This is a genomic window from Pseudomonas sp. KH_024_B2 (genome assembly GCF_057839965.1).
The window spans coordinates 2,811,211-2,830,803 of the sequence record NZ_CM174502.1 but is presented as its reverse complement, the minus strand read 5'-3'; the positions used below and the strand labels follow the sequence as shown (position 1 = coordinate 2,830,803).

Below are 19,593 nucleotides of genomic sequence, written 5' to 3'. Positions count from 1 at the left end.
TAATGGCCATTCGTCAGGCATTTTGCACTATGAAACCCGAGCGGTTTCTAAGGGGTAGGGCCAGATACTCTGAGCCGCGACCAAGAGGTGCCTATGGCTAGCAATTCAGGTCCCACCCACGACCCACGACCCTCTGAGCCACCATCCGCCGAAGACGAGTTGGGTTTTGATCCCGATTCGCCGGACGTCTCCGACCCTCAAGTCGATCCTATAGGCCCTGCCAAAATTCCCGGAAAGGATCACGGCGCTGATGGGCAGAGGCCCGTGCCAAAGCCCTATGATCCGCTCCGTGATTTGAAAAGGTAATTCTTGCGCTCGTCTGCGGATGAAGACTGCCCACATCAAGCCCGGCGCCGAGTCGGGCTTTTTCTTGCGCTATGAAAAGGTCTACTGCATCTCCAGCAGCCTTAGGCAGGTCTGTAAACTGGTAAGCCGGTAATGCTGGCGTATATTGATAGTGTCGATCCAGGTAGTTGAGGCGATAAGAAATCGTCAATGGTGGGACAAGCGAGAGTACTGGGGGAGCTAGCGGATAACCCAGAACGTTTGGAGGTGCCACATGAGGCAGTATCAACGACTCTTTCTGATAGCAGGTCCAACCATGCGTCACTCGCCGGCGATGGAGCGGGCAATCGCACTGGCCGAAGCCACAGGCGCAGCGCTGCATATTGCGGTGTTCATCGAAGACTTCGACCTTATGCGGTTAATGCGCAACAGTGAACAACTTCGTGAGAGTTGCCGGCAAGAGAACCAGCAGTGGCTGACGGATGAGGCCGAACTCATGCGCGGGAAGGGCATCACTGTGACCACCGAAGTCGTTGTGACCCGCGACCCGTTGCAAGCGATCCTTGAGCATGTGGCTGAAAAGCAGCCGGACCTGATTATCAAGGACGTACACCATGAATCAGCGCTCAAACGCGTATTCACTACCCCTTTGGATTGGCAGTTGTTGCGCGAATGTCCGACCGCTGTACATCTGGTCAGCGAAGTCAGGTGTCCGCTTCCTCGGGTGATAGTGGCGGCGGTCGATCCATCGCATCCAGAGGGTCAGATCAGCGGAATCAACGACAGCATCATTCAGGCGGCGAACGAATTGGCGGCGCAATGTAATGCCGAGTTGCACATGCTGTATGCCTATGAACTGACACATACACATTTCTCTGATGCAGGTGCTGGCGCAGTGACGATGCCAGGCTTCGGCAACGACGTGCGCCGGTCGCTTGAAAAGTGCTTCGTTGCCTTGGCTGGACGCTACGGTGTGCCAACTGAGCGACAACACTTCATTGCCGGGCCGCCAACCAAAGCGATGGCCGACTTTGCGACTCATACTCGAGCCGATGTGTTCGTCATGGGAAATACCCATCACCGAGGAGTGGACAAGTTGGTTGGCAGTACCACGGAGCATGTTCTGAATCAGGTGCCCTGCAGCGTTTTGGCCATCAAGGGAGAAGCGGATCAATGAATGAAAAAACCGCCACGAGCGCAGCCGGCGATCCTGGCGGTTTTTCCGTATAGGCCGTTCGTCAATTTTTACCTGAATCGAGCATCAATGGGGCAGGTGAGGTGTAAGGTGATTCGGGCAATCTTTGATTATCTCTGTCGATAGGGAGGTGACTTATGAGCGCTCCGATGCTTGCCAGGTTTCAAATCAATGGTTATGAGTTGATCAGCGTAAACAGCGGCCCCTGGAGGGTCTGTACGCGAAGTGACCGGCTCGCGTCCTTCGGCACCAGGGAAGAAGCCTTGGCTTATGCGGCCTCTTTACCCTCTTGTAAAATCAGGCCGAAGAAAAAGTCGGCAAATGTCAAAAAACACGATCTTCAATAGCGTTGCCAGCCTTGGTCATGCCGGCGGGCGGTTATCGCCTGACGTCATAAAGCCAGGACAAAATGTTATTAGACCAGCAGGGTGGGCTTTGTTAAAAAATAATGACCCGGCTCCCATCTTGAAGGAAACAGGTTGAGGTGAGAGCGGGCGGCAATACCTCCATTTATCTAAATGGAAAAAGCCCAACATTGAGCTGGGCAACGATCAATGAGTCTGATGCCGACCTTCGGGATAATCGCTGCGCATCTGGCCAACTGCTCGCGCACCTGTGCAAAGGGCTCATTGATCCCTCTCTTTTCCTTCCTGCAAGTTCTGCGCTGTCGACGCGCCTTCCTCTGTGACCGGATATCCTGCCAGGTCATTGGTCGGGCTTTCCCTTTACGACTCCAATGCTCCATATTTCCAGCTAGTCTCAACCCCGTTGATGATCAGTATTTCCCAGGCAATCGGGCGCTTGCTGGTATTGATCAGTAGTCAGAGGGGTAGTCATAAATGAGTGACGCTTACATTGAGGACGATGGTGACGAGTTTCCGATTAATGATCACCTGTGTTGTGGCCAGGTACCCTACAAGGTTGATTTCAAAGGTGCGACAATCGCCAGGTCACCAGGCAAGCCCAAGCGGCCCATGTCGCGAGGTATTGGCAAGACAAAGTTTCTCCCCAAACCAATCCACCCGAAGAATACGTAGTTGAGATGCAGAGCAGACACGCCTCGCCATGTGCGGGGCTTTTTCATTTATGGGGCCCGGAAATCCGAAAGTCACATCCGCCGGTGATACAGTCGCCTTTTCAGAATGAGGGAAGGTGATGCGGATTTTGATAGGGGCTCTTGCGATGGCCTTGCTGGCAGGGTGCATGACGCCCGCGATGAACGAGGCTCGGTCAAAGAGTCCATACAGAACGCTTTCTTCGAACAAGCCGGAAAAAGTCGTGGCCCAGTGTGTCCAGTTTGCGTGGCAGGATGAATCGGTATTTGGTGTCGATGCGGGGGCATTCATGCAGCCGGGCGAGCCCGGTGGTTATACGGTCTATACCACCAGGGCGGCGTATTTTGTCGATGTGCAGAGCGTTGCATCGGGCACGACAGTCAACTATTACGTGGCATCGGACAGTTGGGTCGCCAAGCGCCGACTTGCCGCTCTGGCAACCTGCCTATAACCCCTTAAACGAAAGGCCTGGGTGAAGTGTCTCACTCAAGCCTTCTGGGGTTTTTCACAAGCGATCGATTTTGTCTGCGTCACGTTGACTCCTTTCGTCTCATGCTGCGCCCATCACCGTGGATACAAGCCTGCCTTGTATTCCCATAGCTATCTGAATCGAGGAAGAGGAGGCTCGACAGGTTTCAACGACGTGAGGGCATTTCTAATGAGCGGGGTATCGGTCTCTATCTCCTTGAGACGGTCTCGTATCCTGAGCGCCGTGGGATGGCCACCTTGATGGTCGACCCAGTCTGCAATTTCCTTGCAGGCAGCTGCCAGTCGGACCTGACGCGAGTCGAGGAGTACCAGTAGTGTGGTGATGGACTCTTTTTCGGACATTTGGAACACCTCCGTTGAAAGAGGGAATCTGACAGGACGCAGCAAAAGAGGAGCGAGCCGATGGAGCTGATCCTTCAGCTGAAATCAGTATAGACCCGGTATGAGTACGGTATCGGTCAGCGCTAACAGGATGACACGCGCTGGCTGACCGCATTCAGGCGCCGGCATTCGCGCTTGGCTTCTTCCTCGCGATCATAACCGTCGCCGATAAAACCGCCTGTGCGGGTATCGGTGATCCGGTACCAGTCGGTTGCTGGAACGAGGTGAGACGCCTCTCCCGCTCTGCGGCCCAGGATGATGATCTTGTTGCAGCGCTTCACAACGAAAATGTCTTCCATGGCGTCACCGCTCTGGTTTGTCTCAGATCAACTATAGAAGCTGGTTTGAATCGTGCAAAAAATGCGCTGAACGGTCCAGCGCATGAAGCGCCATGGACCGCGAGCCGCTGTGCTCGTGCCCGATTGTCAAGCCAGTACCGCCACCGCCTTGATCTGTGCCCAGAGTTGCTGGCCGGCGTGCAGGTGCAACTGATCCCGAGAGTAACGGGTAATCCGCGCCAGCAACGCGGTGCCCGCCGCATCGAGGCGTACCAGCACATGGGCAGCGTTATCGGCGCAGACTTCGCTGATCACTGTGACTGGCAAGCGATTGAGGATGCTGCTGTGTTCGGCGTCTTGCAGGCTCAGGCTGACGTCGCGAGCCTGGACTTTGAACCGCAGGGTCTTTGCGTTGGCCAATGGAGAATGTGCGACCCGAACGCTCAGCACACTGTCCGGCAGCTGCAGGGTCAAGAGCTGATAGTGGGCGTCGTAAGCGTTGACCTTGCCTTCGATCACCACACCGGCATCGTCTCCCAGTGCCATCGGCAGGTCGAGCCGAGCCAGGGTTTCGCCGATAGGCGCACTGGCCAGGGCTTTACCTTCGCTGAGCAGCACGATGTGATCAGCCAGGCGCGCAACTTCATCCTGTGAATGGGTGACGTACAGCACCGGGATATCCAGCTCGTCATGCAGGCGCTCGAGGTAGGGCAGGATTTCGTTTTTACGTTGGCTATCCAGCGCCGCCAACGGCTCATCCATCAGCAATAGCCTGGGGCTGGTCAACAACGCGCGCGCGATGCCGATACGTTGACGCTCACCCCCCGACAGGTTCTGTGGATGGCGATCGAGCAAGTGGCCGATCCCCAGCAGTTCGGTGGCATGGGTCATGTCGACACGCCGTTGTTGGCGTGGAATGCGCCGCAGGCCGAATTCGAGGTTGGCCAGCACCGACAGATGGGGAAACAGGCTGGCCTCTTGAAAGACGTAGCCGAGTGCTCGTTTATGGGGAGCGACGAAAAGTTTTTTGCTGCTGTCTTGCCAGACCTCGTCGTTGATCTGGATAAAGCCTTGTTCGGCTTTTTCAAGTCCGGCGATACAGCGCAAGCAGGTGGTCTTGCCCGAGCCGGAATGCCCATACAGCGCGGTGACGCCGCGCCCCGGCAGTTGCAGGTCGAGATCCAGCGAGAAACCGGGATAGCTCAGTTGCAGACGAGCGTGAATCAACGAAGTCATCAATCAGCTCCAGCCGGCTTGGGTTTTGCGGCTCGAGTAGAGCGCGAGCAGTATCAGGAACGAGAACACCAGCATGGCGCCTGCCAGCCAGTGGGCCTGCAGATATTCCATGGATTCGACGTGGTCGTAGATCTGTACCGAGACCACGCGGGTTTTCTCGGGGATATTGCCGCCGATCATCAGTACCACGCCGAACTCGCCGACAGTATGGGCAAAGCCGAGGATCGCCGCGGTGATAAAGCCTGGCCTGGCCAATGGCAGGATCACGCTGAAAAAAGTGTCCCAAGGGTTGGCGCGCAACGTCGCGGCGACTTCCAGTGGGCGGGTACCGATGGCTGAAAATGCGTTCTGCAACGGTTGCACGACAAAGGGCATTGAATAGATGACCGAGCCGATCACCAGGCCGCTGAAGCTGAAGGTCAAAGTGCCCAGCCCGAGAAACTGGCTGAACTGACCGACAAACCCGTGAGGGCCGAGGGCGAGCAGCAAGTAGAAGCCGATCACCGTCGGCGGCAGCACCAGGGGCAGGGCGACGATCGCACCGATCGGCCCACGCAGCCATGAGCGGGTGCGTGACAGCCATAACGCAATCGGAGTGCCGATGATCAACAGGATCACCGTGACCAGGGACGCCAGTTTCAGGGTCAGCCAAATGGCGGAGACATCGGCACTCGATAGCGGCATTTAGAGTTGGTAACCGTAGGATTTGATGACGGCTGCGGCTTTCGGACCTTTGAGGTAGTCAACCAGTGCCTTGGCGGCCGGGTTGTCCTTGCCTTTGTTGAGGATCACCGCGTCTTGTTTGATCGGGTCGTGCAGGGCGGCCGGAACGATCCAGGCAGAGCCGCTGGTGACTTTGCCGTCTTTATAGATCTGCGACAAGGCGACAAACCCCAATTCGGCGTTGCCAGTGGAGACGAACTGATAGGCCTGGGTGATGTTCTGGCCTTCGACGATCTTGGTTTTGACCTTGTCCGTCAGGTCCATTTTAGCCAACACCTGAGTGGCAGCGAGGCCATAAGGTGCAGCCTTCGGGTTGGCGATGGACAGATGCTGATACTGGTTGTCGCTGAGCACTTTGCCCTTGGCATCGACGTAACCGTCCTTGGCCGACCACAGTGCGAGGGTACCGATGGCGTAGGTAAAGCGTGAACCCTTGACGGTGTCGCCTTCGGTTTCGAGTTTCTGTGGGGTGGTGTCATCGGCGGATAGCAACACCTCGAATGGCGCGCCATTCTTGATCTGGGTATAGAACTGGCCAGTGGCACCAAAGGCGGCGACCAGCTTGTGACCGGTGTCCTTTTCGAAGTCGGCGGCGATCGCCTGAATCGGTGCGGTGAAGTTGGCCGCGACCGCCACCTGGACTTCATCGGCCTGAGCCGATCCGAATGCGCAGACTGCAAGCAGGGATGCCAGGCAGGTGGGGGCGAAACGTGGGACACGAATAGTCATGTAGCGGCTCCGTTGGGTCGTGGTAGGCGGTTTGTTGTTGGAAGTGGACTGCGCCGTGGCGCAGAACCCTGTGGGAGCGAGCTTGCTCGCGATGGACTCAAGGGCGACGCGTTTATTCAGAAAATACGCGTTATCGTTAACGTCCATCGCGAGCAAGCTCGCTCCCACAGGTTCTTCATCGCTATATAGTTGAATATATAGCGAGTCGACCGCGAACGGAACTGGAGATATTGAACCAGGGATCAAATAGAGAAGGCCGCGATCTGGATCACGGCCTTTTGCTTGTTAATGCTTAATGCGCGGTCAATTTAGCCAGGGCCTGGGCGGCCAGGAGTCTGGTCAACTCGGCTGTCGGCAGTTCAACGCCCAGACGCAGAGCCTGTCCGGACCAGAGGGTGCTGAAGTCAGCTTCGTCTTTGGCGCGTAGCGGCATCAAGGCCCCGCCTGCGAGCGGGAAGGCCGGTGCCGCTGCGCTGATCGGGCCGATCTCGCGCATGATCCGGTTGAGAATCCCTCGCGCCGGGCGGCCGGTGAAGACATTGGTCAGTGCCGTCTCGCTCTCTTTGGCGGTGCGCAATGCCTTGTGGTGAGACGGTGTCACTTTTGCTTCTGGTGTGAACAAATAGGCCGTGCCCAACAGGACTGCCGAAGCGCCTAACGAGAAGGCCGCGACGATTCCACGAGCATCGCCGATCCCTCCGGCGGCAATCACCGGAAGATTCACGGCGTCGACGATCTGTGGAACCAGGGCCATGGTGCCGACCTGACTGGACAGATCATCGCTGAGAAACATCCCGCGATGTCCGCCGGCTTCATAGCCCATGGCGATGATCGCGTCGCAACCGTGCTGCTCCAGCCAGATGGCTTCATCGACAGTGGTCGCCGAGGAAAGGATCTTTGCGCCGGTCGCCTTGACGCGGTCCAGCAGCGACTTTTCAGGCAGGCCGAAGTGAAAGCTGACCACTTCCGGGCGGAACTCTTCGACCACTTCGCAGGCGGCGTTATCGAACGGCGCACGGTTGGAGACGGGCGTGGGCGCATCGAAATCGGCACCGAGCTCGCGGTAGTAGGGCTCCAGCAGGTTCTTCCATTCACGCTCGCGAGCTGCGTCGGCGGCCGGTGGTTGATGGCAGAAGAAATTCACGTTCAGCGGGCGTTGACTGTGTTGGCGGATAACCTTCAACTCCTCGCGCAGCTGCTCGATGCTAAACATTGCAGCAGGCAAGGAACCCAGGGCTCCGGCATTGCTGGCGGCGATGACCATGGCGGATCCGGTCGCACCGGCCATGGGCGCTTGAATGATCGGCAGTTCGATGCCGAGCAGGTCAAGAATGCGGGTATCAGGCCATTGGCTCATGTTGTGTGCTTCTCCGGCGTCAAAAAATAAGGACGGCAACAGAGCGTTTGTATCAGGAGTGACTAGCCCAAGGCCAGTCGTCTTTCAGCCTGGCTATGGATTGCTGCCGTTGAACAATAGAAGCTGCACCGCGTTTGCTCGCCGGTTAGTTGCGAGGTCGGGTTATAGTGGATGGGAATCGTTAATCAGGGAGTTTTTGCTCGATGGAAGTCAAACAGCTGCAAGTGTCACCTTTTACTGTGTCGGGCCTGCGGGTGCGTACGCTCAACAACAACGAACAACAGGTAGGTACCGCGAAGATCGGTCCGATGTGGGGACGTTTTTTTGCCGAGGGGTTGTTCGACAAGATTGCCCACAAGCAACCGGAATCACTGATTTATGGCGTGTACTCCCACTATGAGTCCGATGCCTCGGGCCAGTTCGATGTCACCGCGGGGGTTGCAGTGACAGCTCCAGCGCCCGGGTTCGAAACCATCGAGGTGCAAGGCGGCCAATACCTGGTCTTCAGCGCCAAGGGCCCCATGCCAGGTTGTGTGATTGAGGCCTGGGGACATATCTGGGCTTATTTCAGCGAACATCCGCAGACCCGGCGCAAGTTCACCACCGACTTCGAGGCCTATACCGGCCCCGACAGCGTAGCGGTTTATATCGGGATTTTTTGAGCCTGGGTTTCACGCTCCAGCAACTGGCGTTTGCGCTCGACACCCCAGCGATAGCCCGAAAGGTTGCCGTCGCTGCGGACCACCCGATGGCAGGGGATCGCCACCGCCAGGCTGTTGGCGCCGCAGGCCTGAGCCACCGCGCGGAATGATTTCGGTGCGCCGATGCGTTGAGCGATTTCGGCGTAGCTGGCGGTGCTGCCGGCCGGAATCTTGCGCAACGCCATCCACACTCGTTGTTGAAAAGCCGTGCCGCGCAAGTCCAGAGGCAAATCCAGGCCGATGGCTGGCGCTTCGATAAAACCCACTACCTTGGCGATCAGTTGCTCGAAGTCATGATCGGCGCCAATCAGATTGCCCCGGGGGAATTTGTCCTGCAGATCATGGACGAGGGTGTCGGGATCGTCTCCCAACAGAATCGCGCAGACCCCGCGATCGCTTTGTGCGACTAATATCGCACCCAGCGAGCATTGGCCAACGGCAAAACGGATGTCGGCGTTCAGCCCGCCGGCGCGGTAGTCGCCGGGTTTCATGCCGAGCAGGTTATCGGCTGACTCGTAGAAGCGACTGTTGGAATTGAAGCCGGCGTCATACAAGGCGTCCGTCACCGAGTTGCCATCCACGAGCCGCTCACGGACTTTGCGCGAGCGGTGACCCGTGGCATAGCCCTTGGGCGTCAGGCCGGTGATCGCTTTGAAGACCCGGTGAAAATGAAAGGAACTCATACCCGCCACCTCTGCCAATTCTTTCAGGCTGGGCAGGGTTTCGGCGGATTCAATCTGGCGACAGGCCGTTGCGACCAGCGCCGAGTGCTGCGCCGTGACATCAGTCTGATCTGCCGCCGCGCGTTTGCTCGGACGATAACCGGCGGCTTGTGCTTGTTCGGCGGTGTCGAAGAATTCGACGTTTTCAGGCTTGGGCAGACGGGCCAGGCTGCTGGGTCGGCAATAAATTCCTGTGGTTTTCACCGCATAGACAAACTGACCGTCCGCGCGCGGATCTCGTGCCAGCACCGCTGACCAGCGTGGGTCGTTCTCTGTCGTGGCTTTTGCATGGGCGGATGTCATGTCGTTCGACTCGTTTACCGGTTCAGGTCAGCTTAGCGAGCAAGAAGGGCGAGAGCACTCCGGGTCTTGCGGTCAAACTCCGATCGGGTTCAGTCAGCGGTGCGAAAAGTGAAGTTGATGCGTTGGGCGCCAAGCTGCGCGTGCTGGCCGTCCTTCAACGGCAGTATGCCGTGATAACGCAATCGATCCACGCCGCCCCAGACCACGATGTCTCCATGAAACAGCGGCACCCGTTGGCTTTTATCGCTACGTTCATGACCACCGAACAGGAACATCGCCGGCAATCCAAGGGACACCGAAACGATCGGCGCACCGTAGGAGCGTTCGTTTTTGTCCTGATGCAAGGACATCCTGGCCCCAGGCACGTAGCAGTTGATCAGGCAGGAATCCGGCATGAAGTCGCGAAATCCTGCTTGCCGTGCTGCTGCCTGAGCCAGCTCAAGGAACACGGCTGGCATTTCGGGCCATGGCTGGCCGGTTTGCGGGTCGAGGCGGGTGTAGCGGTAGCCGGTTCGATCAGTGGTCCAGCCGAGCGTACCGCAACTGCTCAAGCCGACCGACATGGTAAAGCCGCCGGGGGTGACCATTTGCCGAAACGGCGCAGCCAGCAGAACCCGTTCGAGCGCGGGTAACAACCGCTCTATCCATGGCAGGGCAAACCCCCTGAGCACGAAGGATTGTTCGCCGATCCGCTGGGTTTTGGCGGGTTGTCGAACGTCCGCGTCGGCAAACAGATCAAGGGTTGTCGGGCTCATGTCATCACTGTGCATCGTGAAATATGACCCCCTGGCGTATGCCGTTTACCGGTGTGCAGGCGACTCACGTCATGATGCAAGGTAACTCTATGCCTTACAGCGCCTTGCTCACGTTGATATCGCTGATGATGTCGTCGGTCTGGCCATGAATCACCGCCAGTGCGGCTTTGGCCTCTTCCACTGTGCCGGACTCAAGCTGGGCAAATTCGAAACGACGCTCGCCATTGAGTTTGTATTTGATGACGTACTTGGTCGTTTGGGTCACGGTCGTTCCTGTTCTTCTTTCAGTTTCTTTTAGTCGTGGGGCAGCGCGGGCCGGGTTTCAGCGCAATTTCGAGCTGGACCGGCGGATGATCTTGATCGAGTGGGTCAGGGTCGGTTTGCGGGTCACGCTGATGGCCCGGTTGTTGACCGTGTCGATGGTGATGTTCCAGAAACCGGTGCTGGGTGCAGTGATCTTCGCCGGGAACTTGTCGAACGCGCCGCCGTGATAGGTATGACGACCGCCATTTTTGAAACTGCGAAAATTGGCGTCGTTCATCAATCGGATGTTGCAAACCTGGGAGCATTCGATGACGACGATATCGTCTTCGTTGAGGTGCTCGCGCTGGTGGATAAATTTCATGGGCGCCTCCAGAAGGGCTTTTTCTACAAAATCAAAACGATAGCATGGGCAATCGTGCAGTTTATCAGCCCTGAGGGGTTATTATCCGGCTGACGCGGACGGCTCTGACAATTAAAAACAGTTATTCGGGATTTTATGAGAGATAAAACCCTGCGTCCCGGAGAAAAACAGCATTTGCGCTGTCCGAGCGTCTTTATTGGAGGTCTTGTATGAAGTGGGCTGTGTGGGTTCTGCCCTTGGCTATGAGTGGGTGCGCGTCGGTCTCGCAGATCGAGCAGACGCCACCCACCATGAGTGTCATCTCAGGGAAAAAACCGCAGGAGTACGCCAAATGTGTGATCGACAAGCTGGCCGGTAGCCGTGGTGCCTTGCAGATCGAGCCACATAAGGACCGCGTGAGGGTTATCGTCCCGCAAAAGCTTTCTTCGGGACCGGCCGCAGTGTTCGATATTGAAGAGCGCTCCAGCGGCAGCAGCATCAAGCTTTTTGAGCGGATGTCCAATATGCCGGTACGACCTTGGGATGTGCGCAATGCGGCCACGGAGTGTATCTCCGGCTGATTGTTATTTTTGGGGGGGGCAGTGATGAAGCGTGAACAGGTCAGGGAGAAGCATGCCGAGGGGAGTATTTCGGCAACCCATGTGATTCAGAATCCGGCCAATCCGGGGGAGTGGATTGTGTTTTTCAAGAAAAGCGCAGGGCGCAGCTTTTTCCTGGTGGATGACGGTGACGAAGTCGAGTCATTCGGGCGGCTGGACGATCTGATCGAGACTATTCGTGGACTCGGGATCAAATTCGCGGAAATTCATATGTGATCACCCCGAAGGGTCACACGCTTACTTGCAGACCACCACCACGCTGCGGCTCTTGAAGTTGCCGACATTGGCACCCAGGGTTTTTTCACTTTCCTCGAGTGAAGGCGTACCGTCGGTACCAATGATGTTGTAGCCGGTGCCGGCGCATGAGGCTTCGGCTTTTTCATAGCAAGCAGCCCACGAGTTGACCTCTCCGGAACAGTCGATGGCCAGTCCTTGTTGGCCGTTGTTCAGATATTTCTTTTCGGCGGTGGCGCAGCCGTTGAGAGTCGCCAGTATCGCGCTGATTAGCAGAATTCGTTTCATCTCGTTTATCGTCGTCAAAGTGTTGAGGTAGAGCTGGCCGGGCGTGACGAGAGATTATAGCCAAAGGCCATTGGGGTACAGACCAACGCCGCAAAGTCCTGCGCACAGCACAGCACAGCCCTGCGCAAAGGCAGGGCCTGGCTATCTCAGGGTTTGGCGTTACGTCGCCGGGCAGGGGGCGCCGGTTGGTCCTGTAGTACCTCTGCCACTTCAATGGCCAGCGCTTCTGTCGGGAAAGGCCCTGCCACGTTTTCGCCGCCTACACTGTCTACCCACCATTGGCCATCTTTTGCCTGATTGATCAGGTAACCGTTCACACTTTTTGCTGCCGACATCAATCTGCCTCGTTGGCTGGGTCAAACGCGCAATGATAGCGCTAAATGGGCGTTGGAAGTGCAACTGCCGGACGGGTCACTGGGGTCGTGGGGAAGTCGCATCCCCTTTGAAAGCGGGGCTTGGCGTTGAGACGGTGATTTACTGGAGGCTCGATATATAAGATGCTGCGGAACTATCGCGCCTAATATTTCTCTATGATGGCATCGGTTAGCCCGCGTGGGGGCATTGTAAGGTGCCCGCCGCCTGATTAGACTGCGCCAAAATTCGTACGTACAGCCCTTTCAAGGACTCATATGATCAAGAAATGCTTGTTCCCAGCAGCCGGTTACGGTACTCGCTTCCTGCCAGCGACCAAGGCCATGCCTAAAGAAATGCTGCCAGTGGTGAACAAGCCACTGATCCAGTACGGCGTAGAAGAAGCGCTGGACGCTGGCTTGACAGAAATCTCCATTGTGACCGGTCGTGGCAAACGCGCCCTGGAAGACCACTTCGACATCAGCTACGAACTGGAAAACCAGATCAAGGGCACCGACAAGGAAAAGTACCTGGTCGGCATCCGTAAGCTGCTCGACGAGTGCTCGTTCTCCTACACTCGCCAGACAGAAATGAAGGGCCTGGGCCACGCGATTCTGACCGGTCGTCCACTGATCGGTGACGAACCGTTCGCGGTAGTGCTGGCGGACGACTTGTGCGTCAACCTGGAAGGCGACGGTGTGCTGACCCAGATGGTCAAACTGTACAAACAGTACCGTTGCACCATCGTGGCGATCCAGGAAGTCGACCCGCAGGAAACCCACAAATACGGCGTGATCGCCGGCGATTTGATCGGTGATGACCTGTATCGCGTACGTAACATGGTCGAGAAGCCAAAACCTGAAGATGCCCCGTCCAACCTGGCGATCATCGGTCGTTACATCCTGACCCCGGACATCTTCAAGTTGATCGAAGCAACCGAGCCGGGCAAAGGCGGCGAGATCCAGATCACTGACGCCCTGATGAAGCAGGCTCAGGACGGTTGCGTGATTGCCTATAAGTTCAAAGGCACGCGTTTCGACTGCGGTGGTGCTGAAGGCTACATCGAAGCAACCAACTTCTGCTTCGAACACTTCTACAAGACGGGCAAGGCTTACTGATAGCGCTTCACCGTCCTGTTCTGAAAAGCCACCTTCGGGTGGCTTTTCCATTTTCCGGCCTCATATAGCTCGCAGCTGCCCAAAAAAGCCGCAACGGTTATGCTTGTGGCCTGCCGAGGAGATTGAAATGGCCTACGATTTTGACCTTTATGTGATTGGTGCCGGTTCCGGCGGTGTTCGTGCTGCGCGTTTCGCCGCCGGCTTTGGTGCGAAAGTGGCCGTGGCCGAAAGCCGCTACCTGGGTGGCACCTGTGTGAACGTCGGCTGCGTGCCGAAGAAATTGCTGGTCTACGGCGCACACTTCGCCGAAGACTTCGAGCAGTCTTCCGGTTTCGGCTGGACCTTGGGCGAGGCGAAATTCGATTGGGCGACGCTGATCGCCAACAAGGATCGCGAGATCAATCGCCTGAACGGCATCTATCGCAACCTGCTGGTCAACAGCGGTGTGACCTTGCATGAAGGTCACGCCAAAATCGTCGATCCACATCAGGTCGAGATCAATGGCGCGCGTTACACCGCTAAAAACATTCTGATTGCTACCGGCGGCTGGCCGCAGATTCCGGAAATTCCGGGGCACGAGCACGCGATCAGTTCCAATCAGGCGTTCTTCCTCAAAGAGCTGCCCAAGCGCGTTCTGGTGGTGGGCGGCGGTTATATCGCGGTCGAGTTTGCCGGGATCTTCCATGGCCTGGGTGCAGACACCACGCTGTTGTATCGCGGTGACCTGTTCCTGCGCGGCTTCGATGGTGCGGTGCGCAAGCATTTGCAGGAAGAGCTGAGCAAGCGCGGCCTGGGCCTGCAGTTCAATGCCGACATCGAACGCATCGACAAGCAGGCCGACGGCAGTCTGAAAGTAACCCTGAAAGACGGTCGCGAGCTGGAGGCGGATTGTGTGTTCTACGCCACTGGCCGGCGTCCGATGCTGGACAATCTGGGGCTGGAAAACACCGGCGTAAAACTCGACAAGAAAGGCTTCGTCGAGGTCGACGAGCAGTACCAGACTGCCGAGCCGTCGATCCTGGCCCTTGGCGATGTGATCGGTCGGGTTCAGTTGACGCCAGTCGCTCTGGCCGAAGGCATGGCCGTTGCGCGTCGCTTGTTCAAGCCTGAGCAGTATCGTGCGGTGGATTACAAAATGATCCCGACGGCGGTGTTCAGCCTGCCGAATATCGGCACTGTCGGTTTGACCGAAGAAGAGGCTCGCGAAGCCGGGCACGATGTGGTGATTTTCGAAAGCCGCTTCCGGCCAATGAAGCTGACGATGACCGAGTGTCAGGAGCGCACGCTGATGAAGCTGGTGGTCGACGCCAAGACCGACAAGGTGCTGGGTTGCCACATGGTCGGACCGGAAGCGGGTGAAATCGTCCAGGGGCTGGCCATTGCCTTGAAGGCAGGCGCGACCAAGCGCGATTTCGACGAAACCATCGGTGTGCATCCGACGGCTGCCGAAGAGTTCGTCACCATGCGCACGCCGACGGCCAGTTAATCGTCTTTAGCAGGCTCTGAGGCGCGTCCCGCATCTGGCGCTGTGATCATGGCGGACGCCAGATGCAGGGCCTCTAAACTTGCTTCGACTTTTGCCAGTGAAAGTTCCAGCTCCCTATGGCTCTGGGCTTGCTCGTCGACAGTGTGCTTGAGTGCCTGGCTTTCCAGTAGGGCGACGCGCAAGCGTTCCTGGAGGAGGGTGCGCTCACTGTCGGCGCGACTTGAATGCTCCAGCAGCTGTTGATGGCGGTCGTTGATCTGCTTGAGTTGTTCCTGGATCAGGCTCAGCTCTCTAAGGGTGCCGCGGTTCTCGGTCAACAGGCGTTCATTGTCGCGGTTCAGCTGGGTGATCTCGTCCTGGCGCACCAGCGCACTCTGCTGTGCCTGGCGCAACTCCATTTGAACCTGCTGCAACTGACCTTCATGGCGACGTTGTTCTTGCTCGCGCTGTTCCTTGATAGCGTTGCGGTAATGTTCCAGCGCATCGCGGGCGTGCAGGTGCTTTTCTTCCAGTGAGCGAATCTGCTCATCCTTGTCTTGCAAGCGTAATTCGAAGTCGCTCAATGCCTGGTTCAGTCCGGCGTTGCGGGTTTGCTCGGTCTGCAGCATCGAGCGGGTGCTCTGCAATGCAGCGGTTTCATTGGCGAGCGCTACGTGTTGAATCTCGAGTTGTTGCTTGAGCTGAGCCAGGGTGTTCATGGCTTCAGCCAGTTGCGCTTCCAGCACTTTTCTTTGCGATTCGAATCGCGCTTCAGCGCGATCGATCGGTTCCTGCGCCTGTTCCTTGAGGCGTTGCGCCAGGCGCGAAACCAGGCCCGTCAGCTCATCGTCGATCTGCTCTTGCGGGGCGCCCAGGCGTTCGTCGCCGTCGTCCAGTTCCTTCAGATAACGATGAATCGTGGTCTTCGACCCGGTATTGCCCATCTCGATACGTACCGCATCGATGCTCGGATGCTCGCCGCGGGCGAGGATCGCCAGGCGTGCTGTTTGTACTACCGCTTTATTTACGCCGCCGCGAGCCATGTGTTCTCCTACGATTTCGTACTGTGGTATGTACTATGTATATATGTACTATATCATGGGTATTCTAAAGTTAAGGATTTGTATTTTAGACATGGGATATACTGGTATTACCCCGTGCGATGGCTATTCTGAGGTATTTATCGCTCTATTTCCGTACACGACACCCCTGTGGGAGCGAGCTTGCTCGCGAAAAAACCTGAGAGCGCCGAGGTGCATCTGGCTTCCCGCGTTATCGTTAACGACCATCGCGAGCAAGCTCGCTCCCACACAGGATCACCGCAGGTCATTCCCATGAGCGATCTGGATCGTTATCTGCACGCGGCAACCCGCGAGAACACCCGACGCAGCTACCGGGCGGCCATCGAGCATTTCGAAGTCAGTTGGGGCGGGTTTCTGCCGGCAACCAGCGACAGCGTGGCGCGTTACCTCGTCGCGCACGCGGGCGTGCTGTCGATCAACACGCTGAAGCTGCGGCTGTCGGCACTGGCGCAGTGGCATAACAGTCAGGGCTTTGCCGATCCCACCAAGGCGCCGGTGGTGCGCAAGGTCTTCAAGGGTATTCGCGCCTTGCACCCGGTCCAGGAAAAGCAGGCCGAACCGTTGCAGCTTGGGCATCTGGAGCAAGTCATCAGCTGTCTCGATCAAGAAGCACTGCAAGCTTTGGCTGATGGCGATCAACCGAAGCTGCTGCGAGCCAGGCGCGACGCCGCGCTGATCCTGCTGGGTTTCTGGCGCGGCTTTCGTAGCGATGAGTTGTGTCGGGTACAGATCGAGCATGTGCAGGCAATCGCCGGCTCGGGCATTACGCTGTACCTGCCGCGCAGCAAAAGTGACCGCGACAACCTGGGCAAGACGTATCAAACCCCGGCGCTGCAGCGCTTGTGTCCGGTGCAGGCTTACATCGAATGGATCAATGCCGCCGCATTGGTGCGCGGCCCGGTGTTTCGCGGGATCGATCGTTGGGGCAATTTGAGCGAAGAGGGTCTGCACGCCAATAGCGTAATTCCGCTGTTGCGTCAGGCATTGCAGCGAGCCGGGATTCCCGCCGATCAGTACACCAGTCACTCGCTGCGCCGGGGCTTCGCCACCTGGGCGCACCGCAGCGGCTGGGACCTGAAGTCATTGATGAGCTATGTCGGCTGGAAGGATATGAAGTCGGCCATGCGCTATGTCGAAGCCAGCCCGTTTCTCGGGATGACCCAAATCGCTGAGAAGCCTATCTAACGTTTTCTTCTATCAATACAGGTACTAATAGCCAAAGCCAATCGGCAGCATCAGCTTTGCCAATGAGCCATCAGTGGTTTGAGTGGGTAGGATTCACCCCATCAACTTTACAACCACTGACGGAGAGTCACCGATGCCTATCATCAACAGCCAAGTTAAACCGTTCAAAGCTACTGCCTACAAAAATGGCGACTTCGTACAAGTGTCGGACGCTGACCTGAAAGGCAAATGGTCTGTGGTGTTCTTCTACCCGGCCGACTTCACCTTCGTTTGCCCGACCGAACTTGAAGACCTGGCTGACAACTACGCCGAGTTCGAAAAGCTGGGCGTCGAGATCTACAGCGTTTCCACCGATACGCACTTTGCCCATGCTGCCTGGCACAACACTTCGCCAGCCATTGGCAAAATCCAGTACACCATGATCGGCGACCCCACTCACGCCATCTCCCGCAACTTCGACGTGCTTATCGAAGAAGTCGGTCTGGCTGACCGTGGCACTTTCGTGATCAACCCTGAAGGGCAGATCAAAATCGTTGAACTGAACGACGGCGGTGTTGGTCGTGACGCTTCCGAGCTGCTGCGCAAGATCAAGGCTGCCCAGTATGTCGCCGCTCACCCAGGCCAGGTTTGCCCAGCCAAGTGGAAAGAAGGCGAGGCCACTCTGGCTCCGTCCCTGGATTTGGTCGGCAAGATCTAAGTCTGTGAATAGCAATACCAAGGCGGACATCCGCACCTAAGTAAGCTGCACCGCCCTCAAAAACGCCCGGGCGAGATTCGCTCGGGCGTTTTTTTTACGAATTCAAAAGGAAATCGCCCGTATGTTGGACGCCAATCTTAAAGCCCAGTTGAAGTCATACCTGGAACGGGTCACCCAGCCGATCGAGATCGTCGCCTCCCTCGACGACGGTGCGAAATCCCGGGAAATGCTCGCGTTACTCAAAGACGTTGCCAGTCTTTCTACCCAGATTACCTTGCTCGACAACGGTGACGATGCGCGGAAACCATCGTTCTCGATCAACCGCCCGGGTGCCGATATCAGCCTGCGTTTCGCCGGCATCCCGATGGGCCACGAATTCACTTCGCTGGTGCTGGCGTTGTTGCAAGTCGGCGGCCACCCCTCGAAGGCCAGTAGTGAGGTGATCGAACAGATCCGCTCGCTCAAAGGCGAGTTCAACTTCGAGACGTATTTCTCGCTGTCGTGCCAGAACTGTCCGGACGTGGTCCAGGCGCTGAACCTGATGGCCGTGCTTAACCCGAACATCCGCCATGTGGCCATCGACGGCGCGCTGTTCCAGGACGAAGTCAATGATCGTCAGATCATGGCGGTGCCAAGCGTTTACCTGAACGGAATCAACTTCGGCCAGGGCCGCATGGGCCTGGAAGAAATCCTCGGCAAGATCGACACCAGCGGCATCGAGCGTCAGGCCGAAAAAATCAGTGCCAAAGACGCCTTTGACGTGCTGGTTGTCGGCGGTGGCCCGGCCGGTGCTTCGGCGGCGATCTACGCGGCACGTAAAGGCATTCGCACCGGTGTCGCTGCCGAGCGTTTTGGTGGGCAGGTGCTGGACACTATGGCCATCGAGAACTTCATCTCGGTCCAGGAAACCGAAGGACCGAAACTGGCCGTGGCCCTGGAAGAGCACGTCAAACAATACGACGTCGACATCATGAACCTGCAGCGCGCCGACAAGTTGGTGCCGGGCAGGAACGGCGAATTGCACGAAATCAAATTCGCCAGCGGTGCTTCGCTCAAAGCCAGGACCGTGATCCTCGCGACGGGTGCCAGGTGGCGTGAAATGAACGTTCCGGGTGAGCAGCAATACCGCAATCGCGGCGTTGCCTACTGCCCACACTGCGACGGTCCACTGTTCAAAGGCAAGCGTGTAGCGGTGATCGGCGGCGGTAACTCCGGCGTCGAGGCGGCCATCGATCTGGCCGGTATCGTGGCGCACGTCACGTTACTGGAGTTCGATGTTCAATTGCGCGCTGATGCGGTGTTGCAGCGCAAGTTGCGTAGCCTGCCGAACGTGACCGTGATCACGAGTGCACAAACCACTGAAGTGACCGGCGACGGGCAGAAGGTCAACGGCTTGCGCTACAAGGATCGGCAGTCAGGCGAAGTGTTGAGTGTCGAGCTGGAAGGGATCTTCGTGCAGATCGGTTTGCTGCCCAATACCGATTGGCTCAAAGGCACCATCGAGCTGTCGCCTCGCGGTGAGATCATTGTCGATGCCCGTGGCGAGACTTCAATGCCTGGCGTATTCGCTGCCGGTGACGTGACCACGGTGCCGTACAAACAGATCGTGATCGCAGTGGGCGAGGGCGCCAAGGCATCGCTCAGTGCGTTCGATCATTTGATTCGTACGTCTGCTCCCGCTTAAACCGATGCCGTAAAAACAAAACCCCATGAGCGATCATGGATCGTTCCCACGCTCTG

The 19,593-nt window shown here is 57.3% G+C and carries 25 protein-coding genes and 1 pseudogene; 12 read left to right on the top strand and 14 right to left on the bottom strand.

Annotated features, from left to right (window positions below):
* Nucleotides 1-93 precede the first annotated feature (93 nt).
* The 4 genes from AC3I0A_RS13280 to AC3I0A_RS13265 all read left to right on the top strand — a co-directional run bounded on the left by AC3I0A_RS13280 (nucleotide 94) and on the right by AC3I0A_RS13265 (nucleotide 2,986).
* Nucleotides 94-306, top strand: a complete 213-nt coding sequence (locus tag AC3I0A_RS13280) for a DUF6021 family protein (protein ID WP_489378282.1) — start codon at nucleotides 94-96, stop codon at nucleotides 304-306.
* Nucleotides 307-559: 253 nt separating this feature from the next.
* Nucleotides 560-1,462 carry a universal stress protein gene (locus AC3I0A_RS13275; protein WP_489378281.1) on the top strand — a complete coding sequence of 301 codons (903 nt, stop codon included), beginning with the start codon at nucleotides 560-562 and terminating at the stop codon, nucleotides 1,460-1,462.
* 155 nt (nucleotides 1,463-1,617) lie between these two features.
* Nucleotides 1,618-1,827 carry a DUF2188 domain-containing protein gene (locus AC3I0A_RS13270; RefSeq protein WP_489378279.1) on the top strand — a complete coding sequence of 70 codons (210 nt, stop codon included), beginning with the start codon at nucleotides 1,618-1,620 and terminating at the stop codon, nucleotides 1,825-1,827.
* Nucleotides 1,828-2,635: 808 nt separating this feature from the next.
* Complete coding sequence (locus AC3I0A_RS13265) at nucleotides 2,636-2,986, top strand: hypothetical protein (RefSeq protein WP_489378278.1); 351 nt, start codon at nucleotides 2,636-2,638, stop codon at nucleotides 2,984-2,986.
* 149 nt (nucleotides 2,987-3,135) lie between these two features.
* On the opposite strand, the gene AC3I0A_RS13260 is transcribed toward AC3I0A_RS13265, so the two are convergent.
* The 6 genes from AC3I0A_RS13260 to AC3I0A_RS13235 form a co-directional block, all read right to left on the bottom strand.
* Complete coding sequence (locus AC3I0A_RS13260; protein ID WP_489378277.1) at nucleotides 3,136-3,366, bottom strand: hypothetical protein; 231 nt, start codon at nucleotides 3,364-3,366, stop codon at nucleotides 3,136-3,138.
* 122 nt (nucleotides 3,367-3,488) lie between these two features.
* A complete protein-coding gene (locus AC3I0A_RS13255) occupies nucleotides 3,489-3,704 on the bottom strand; it encodes a hypothetical protein (RefSeq protein ID WP_489378276.1) in 216 nt (71 codons plus the stop codon).
* A 126-nt stretch (nucleotides 3,705-3,830) separates the two neighbouring features.
* Nucleotides 3,831-4,919, bottom strand: a complete 1,089-nt coding sequence (modC, locus tag AC3I0A_RS13250; RefSeq protein ID WP_489378275.1) for a molybdenum ABC transporter ATP-binding protein — start codon at nucleotides 4,917-4,919, stop codon at nucleotides 3,831-3,833.
* A gap of 3 nt (nucleotides 4,920-4,922) precedes the next feature.
* Nucleotides 4,923-5,603 carry a molybdate ABC transporter permease subunit gene (gene modB / locus AC3I0A_RS13245; RefSeq protein ID WP_489378274.1) on the bottom strand — a complete coding sequence of 227 codons (681 nt, stop codon included), beginning with the start codon at nucleotides 5,601-5,603 and terminating at the stop codon, nucleotides 4,923-4,925.
* A complete protein-coding gene (gene modA / locus AC3I0A_RS13240) occupies nucleotides 5,604-6,371 on the bottom strand; it encodes a molybdate ABC transporter substrate-binding protein (protein ID WP_489378273.1) in 768 nt (255 codons plus the stop codon). It abuts the gene before it with no gap.
* A 292-nt stretch (nucleotides 6,372-6,663) separates the two neighbouring features.
* A complete protein-coding gene (locus tag AC3I0A_RS13235) occupies nucleotides 6,664-7,728 on the bottom strand; it encodes an NAD(P)H-dependent flavin oxidoreductase (protein ID WP_489378272.1) in 1,065 nt (354 codons plus the stop codon).
* Nucleotides 7,729-7,931: 203 nt separating this feature from the next.
* On the opposite strand from AC3I0A_RS13235, the gene AC3I0A_RS13230 reads away from it, so the two are divergent.
* Nucleotides 7,932-8,390 (top strand): GyrI-like domain-containing protein, encoded by a 459-nt coding sequence (locus tag AC3I0A_RS13230; RefSeq protein WP_489378271.1) that lies wholly within the window; start codon nucleotides 7,932-7,934, stop codon nucleotides 8,388-8,390.
* On the opposite strand, the gene ada is transcribed toward AC3I0A_RS13230, so the two are convergent.
* The 5 genes and pseudogenes from ada to AC3I0A_RS13205 form a co-directional block, all read right to left on the bottom strand.
* On the bottom strand, nucleotides 8,372-9,454 hold the full coding sequence (gene ada, locus AC3I0A_RS13225; RefSeq protein ID WP_489378269.1) for a bifunctional DNA-binding transcriptional regulator/O6-methylguanine-DNA methyltransferase Ada: 1,083 nt from the start codon (nucleotides 9,452-9,454) through the stop codon (nucleotides 8,372-8,374). The genes AC3I0A_RS13230 and ada overlap by 19 nt on opposite strands.
* A gap of 89 nt (nucleotides 9,455-9,543) precedes the next feature.
* Entirely contained in the window at nucleotides 9,544-10,224 is a 681-nt protein-coding gene (gene alkB / locus AC3I0A_RS13220) for a DNA oxidative demethylase AlkB (RefSeq protein ID WP_489378268.1), read from the bottom strand.
* Nucleotides 10,214-10,325: pseudogene (locus AC3I0A_RS13215) on the bottom strand (2OG-Fe(II) oxygenase); the annotation flags it as partial. The gene alkB and the pseudogene AC3I0A_RS13215, both read right to left, overlap by 11 nt.
* Nucleotides 10,304-10,474: a hypothetical protein gene (locus AC3I0A_RS13210; RefSeq protein ID WP_489378266.1), complete on the bottom strand. Its 171-nt coding sequence runs from the start codon at nucleotides 10,472-10,474 to the stop codon at nucleotides 10,304-10,306. The pseudogene AC3I0A_RS13215 and the gene AC3I0A_RS13210, both read right to left, overlap by 22 nt.
* A 57-nt stretch (nucleotides 10,475-10,531) precedes the next feature.
* The gene (locus AC3I0A_RS13205; protein ID WP_150644638.1) at nucleotides 10,532-10,834 is read right to left on the bottom strand and encodes a DUF1883 domain-containing protein; all 303 of its coding nucleotides are present in this window, start codon (nucleotides 10,832-10,834) and stop codon (nucleotides 10,532-10,534) included.
* Nucleotides 10,835-11,043: 209 nt separating this feature from the next.
* Between AC3I0A_RS13205 and AC3I0A_RS13200 the strand changes: the two genes are divergently transcribed.
* Together AC3I0A_RS13200 and AC3I0A_RS13195 are read left to right on the top strand one after the other, a co-directional pair.
* Nucleotides 11,044-11,394, top strand: a complete 351-nt coding sequence (locus tag AC3I0A_RS13200) for a hypothetical protein (protein ID WP_489378265.1) — start codon at nucleotides 11,044-11,046, stop codon at nucleotides 11,392-11,394.
* Nucleotides 11,395-11,418: 24 nt separating this feature from the next.
* Nucleotides 11,419-11,649, top strand: coding sequence for a hypothetical protein (locus AC3I0A_RS13195; protein WP_489378264.1), 231 nt, complete (start codon nucleotides 11,419-11,421; stop codon nucleotides 11,647-11,649).
* A 21-nt stretch (nucleotides 11,650-11,670) separates the two neighbouring features.
* On the opposite strand, the gene AC3I0A_RS13190 is transcribed toward AC3I0A_RS13195, so the two are convergent.
* Complete coding sequence (locus AC3I0A_RS13190; protein ID WP_489378263.1) at nucleotides 11,671-11,955, bottom strand: hypothetical protein; 285 nt, start codon at nucleotides 11,953-11,955, stop codon at nucleotides 11,671-11,673.
* A 146-nt stretch (nucleotides 11,956-12,101) separates the two neighbouring features.
* Nucleotides 12,102-12,290 (bottom strand): hypothetical protein, encoded by a 189-nt coding sequence (locus tag AC3I0A_RS13185; RefSeq protein ID WP_489378262.1) that lies wholly within the window; start codon nucleotides 12,288-12,290, stop codon nucleotides 12,102-12,104.
* Between the two features lie 294 nt (nucleotides 12,291-12,584).
* On the opposite strand from AC3I0A_RS13185, the gene galU reads away from it, so the two are divergent.
* Both galU and gorA read left to right on the top strand, forming a co-directional pair.
* A complete protein-coding gene (galU, locus tag AC3I0A_RS13180; protein ID WP_489378261.1) occupies nucleotides 12,585-13,424 on the top strand; it encodes a UTP--glucose-1-phosphate uridylyltransferase GalU in 840 nt (279 codons plus the stop codon).
* A gap of 127 nt (nucleotides 13,425-13,551) precedes the next feature.
* Nucleotides 13,552-14,910: a glutathione-disulfide reductase gene (gene gorA, locus AC3I0A_RS13175; RefSeq protein WP_489378260.1), complete on the top strand. Its 1,359-nt coding sequence runs from the start codon at nucleotides 13,552-13,554 to the stop codon at nucleotides 14,908-14,910.
* Here gorA and AC3I0A_RS13170 read toward each other — a convergent pair.
* Complete coding sequence (locus tag AC3I0A_RS13170; RefSeq protein WP_489378259.1) at nucleotides 14,907-15,932, bottom strand: DNA-binding protein; 1,026 nt, start codon at nucleotides 15,930-15,932, stop codon at nucleotides 14,907-14,909. The genes gorA and AC3I0A_RS13170 overlap by 4 nt on opposite strands.
* A gap of 291 nt (nucleotides 15,933-16,223) precedes the next feature.
* On the opposite strand from AC3I0A_RS13170, the gene AC3I0A_RS13165 reads away from it, so the two are divergent.
* The 3 genes from AC3I0A_RS13165 (at nucleotide 16,224) to ahpF (ending at nucleotide 19,537) form a co-directional block, all read left to right on the top strand.
* Nucleotides 16,224-17,156, top strand: coding sequence for a site-specific integrase (locus AC3I0A_RS13165; protein WP_489378258.1), 933 nt, complete (start codon nucleotides 16,224-16,226; stop codon nucleotides 17,154-17,156).
* 133 nt (nucleotides 17,157-17,289) lie between these two features.
* Nucleotides 17,290-17,853: an alkyl hydroperoxide reductase subunit C gene (gene ahpC, locus AC3I0A_RS13160; protein ID WP_489378257.1), complete on the top strand. Its 564-nt coding sequence runs from the start codon at nucleotides 17,290-17,292 to the stop codon at nucleotides 17,851-17,853.
* A gap of 121 nt (nucleotides 17,854-17,974) precedes the next feature.
* Complete coding sequence (ahpF, locus tag AC3I0A_RS13155) at nucleotides 17,975-19,537, top strand: alkyl hydroperoxide reductase subunit F (RefSeq protein WP_489378255.1); 1,563 nt, start codon at nucleotides 17,975-17,977, stop codon at nucleotides 19,535-19,537.
* The last annotated feature ends 56 nt before the right edge of the window (nucleotides 19,538-19,593 follow it).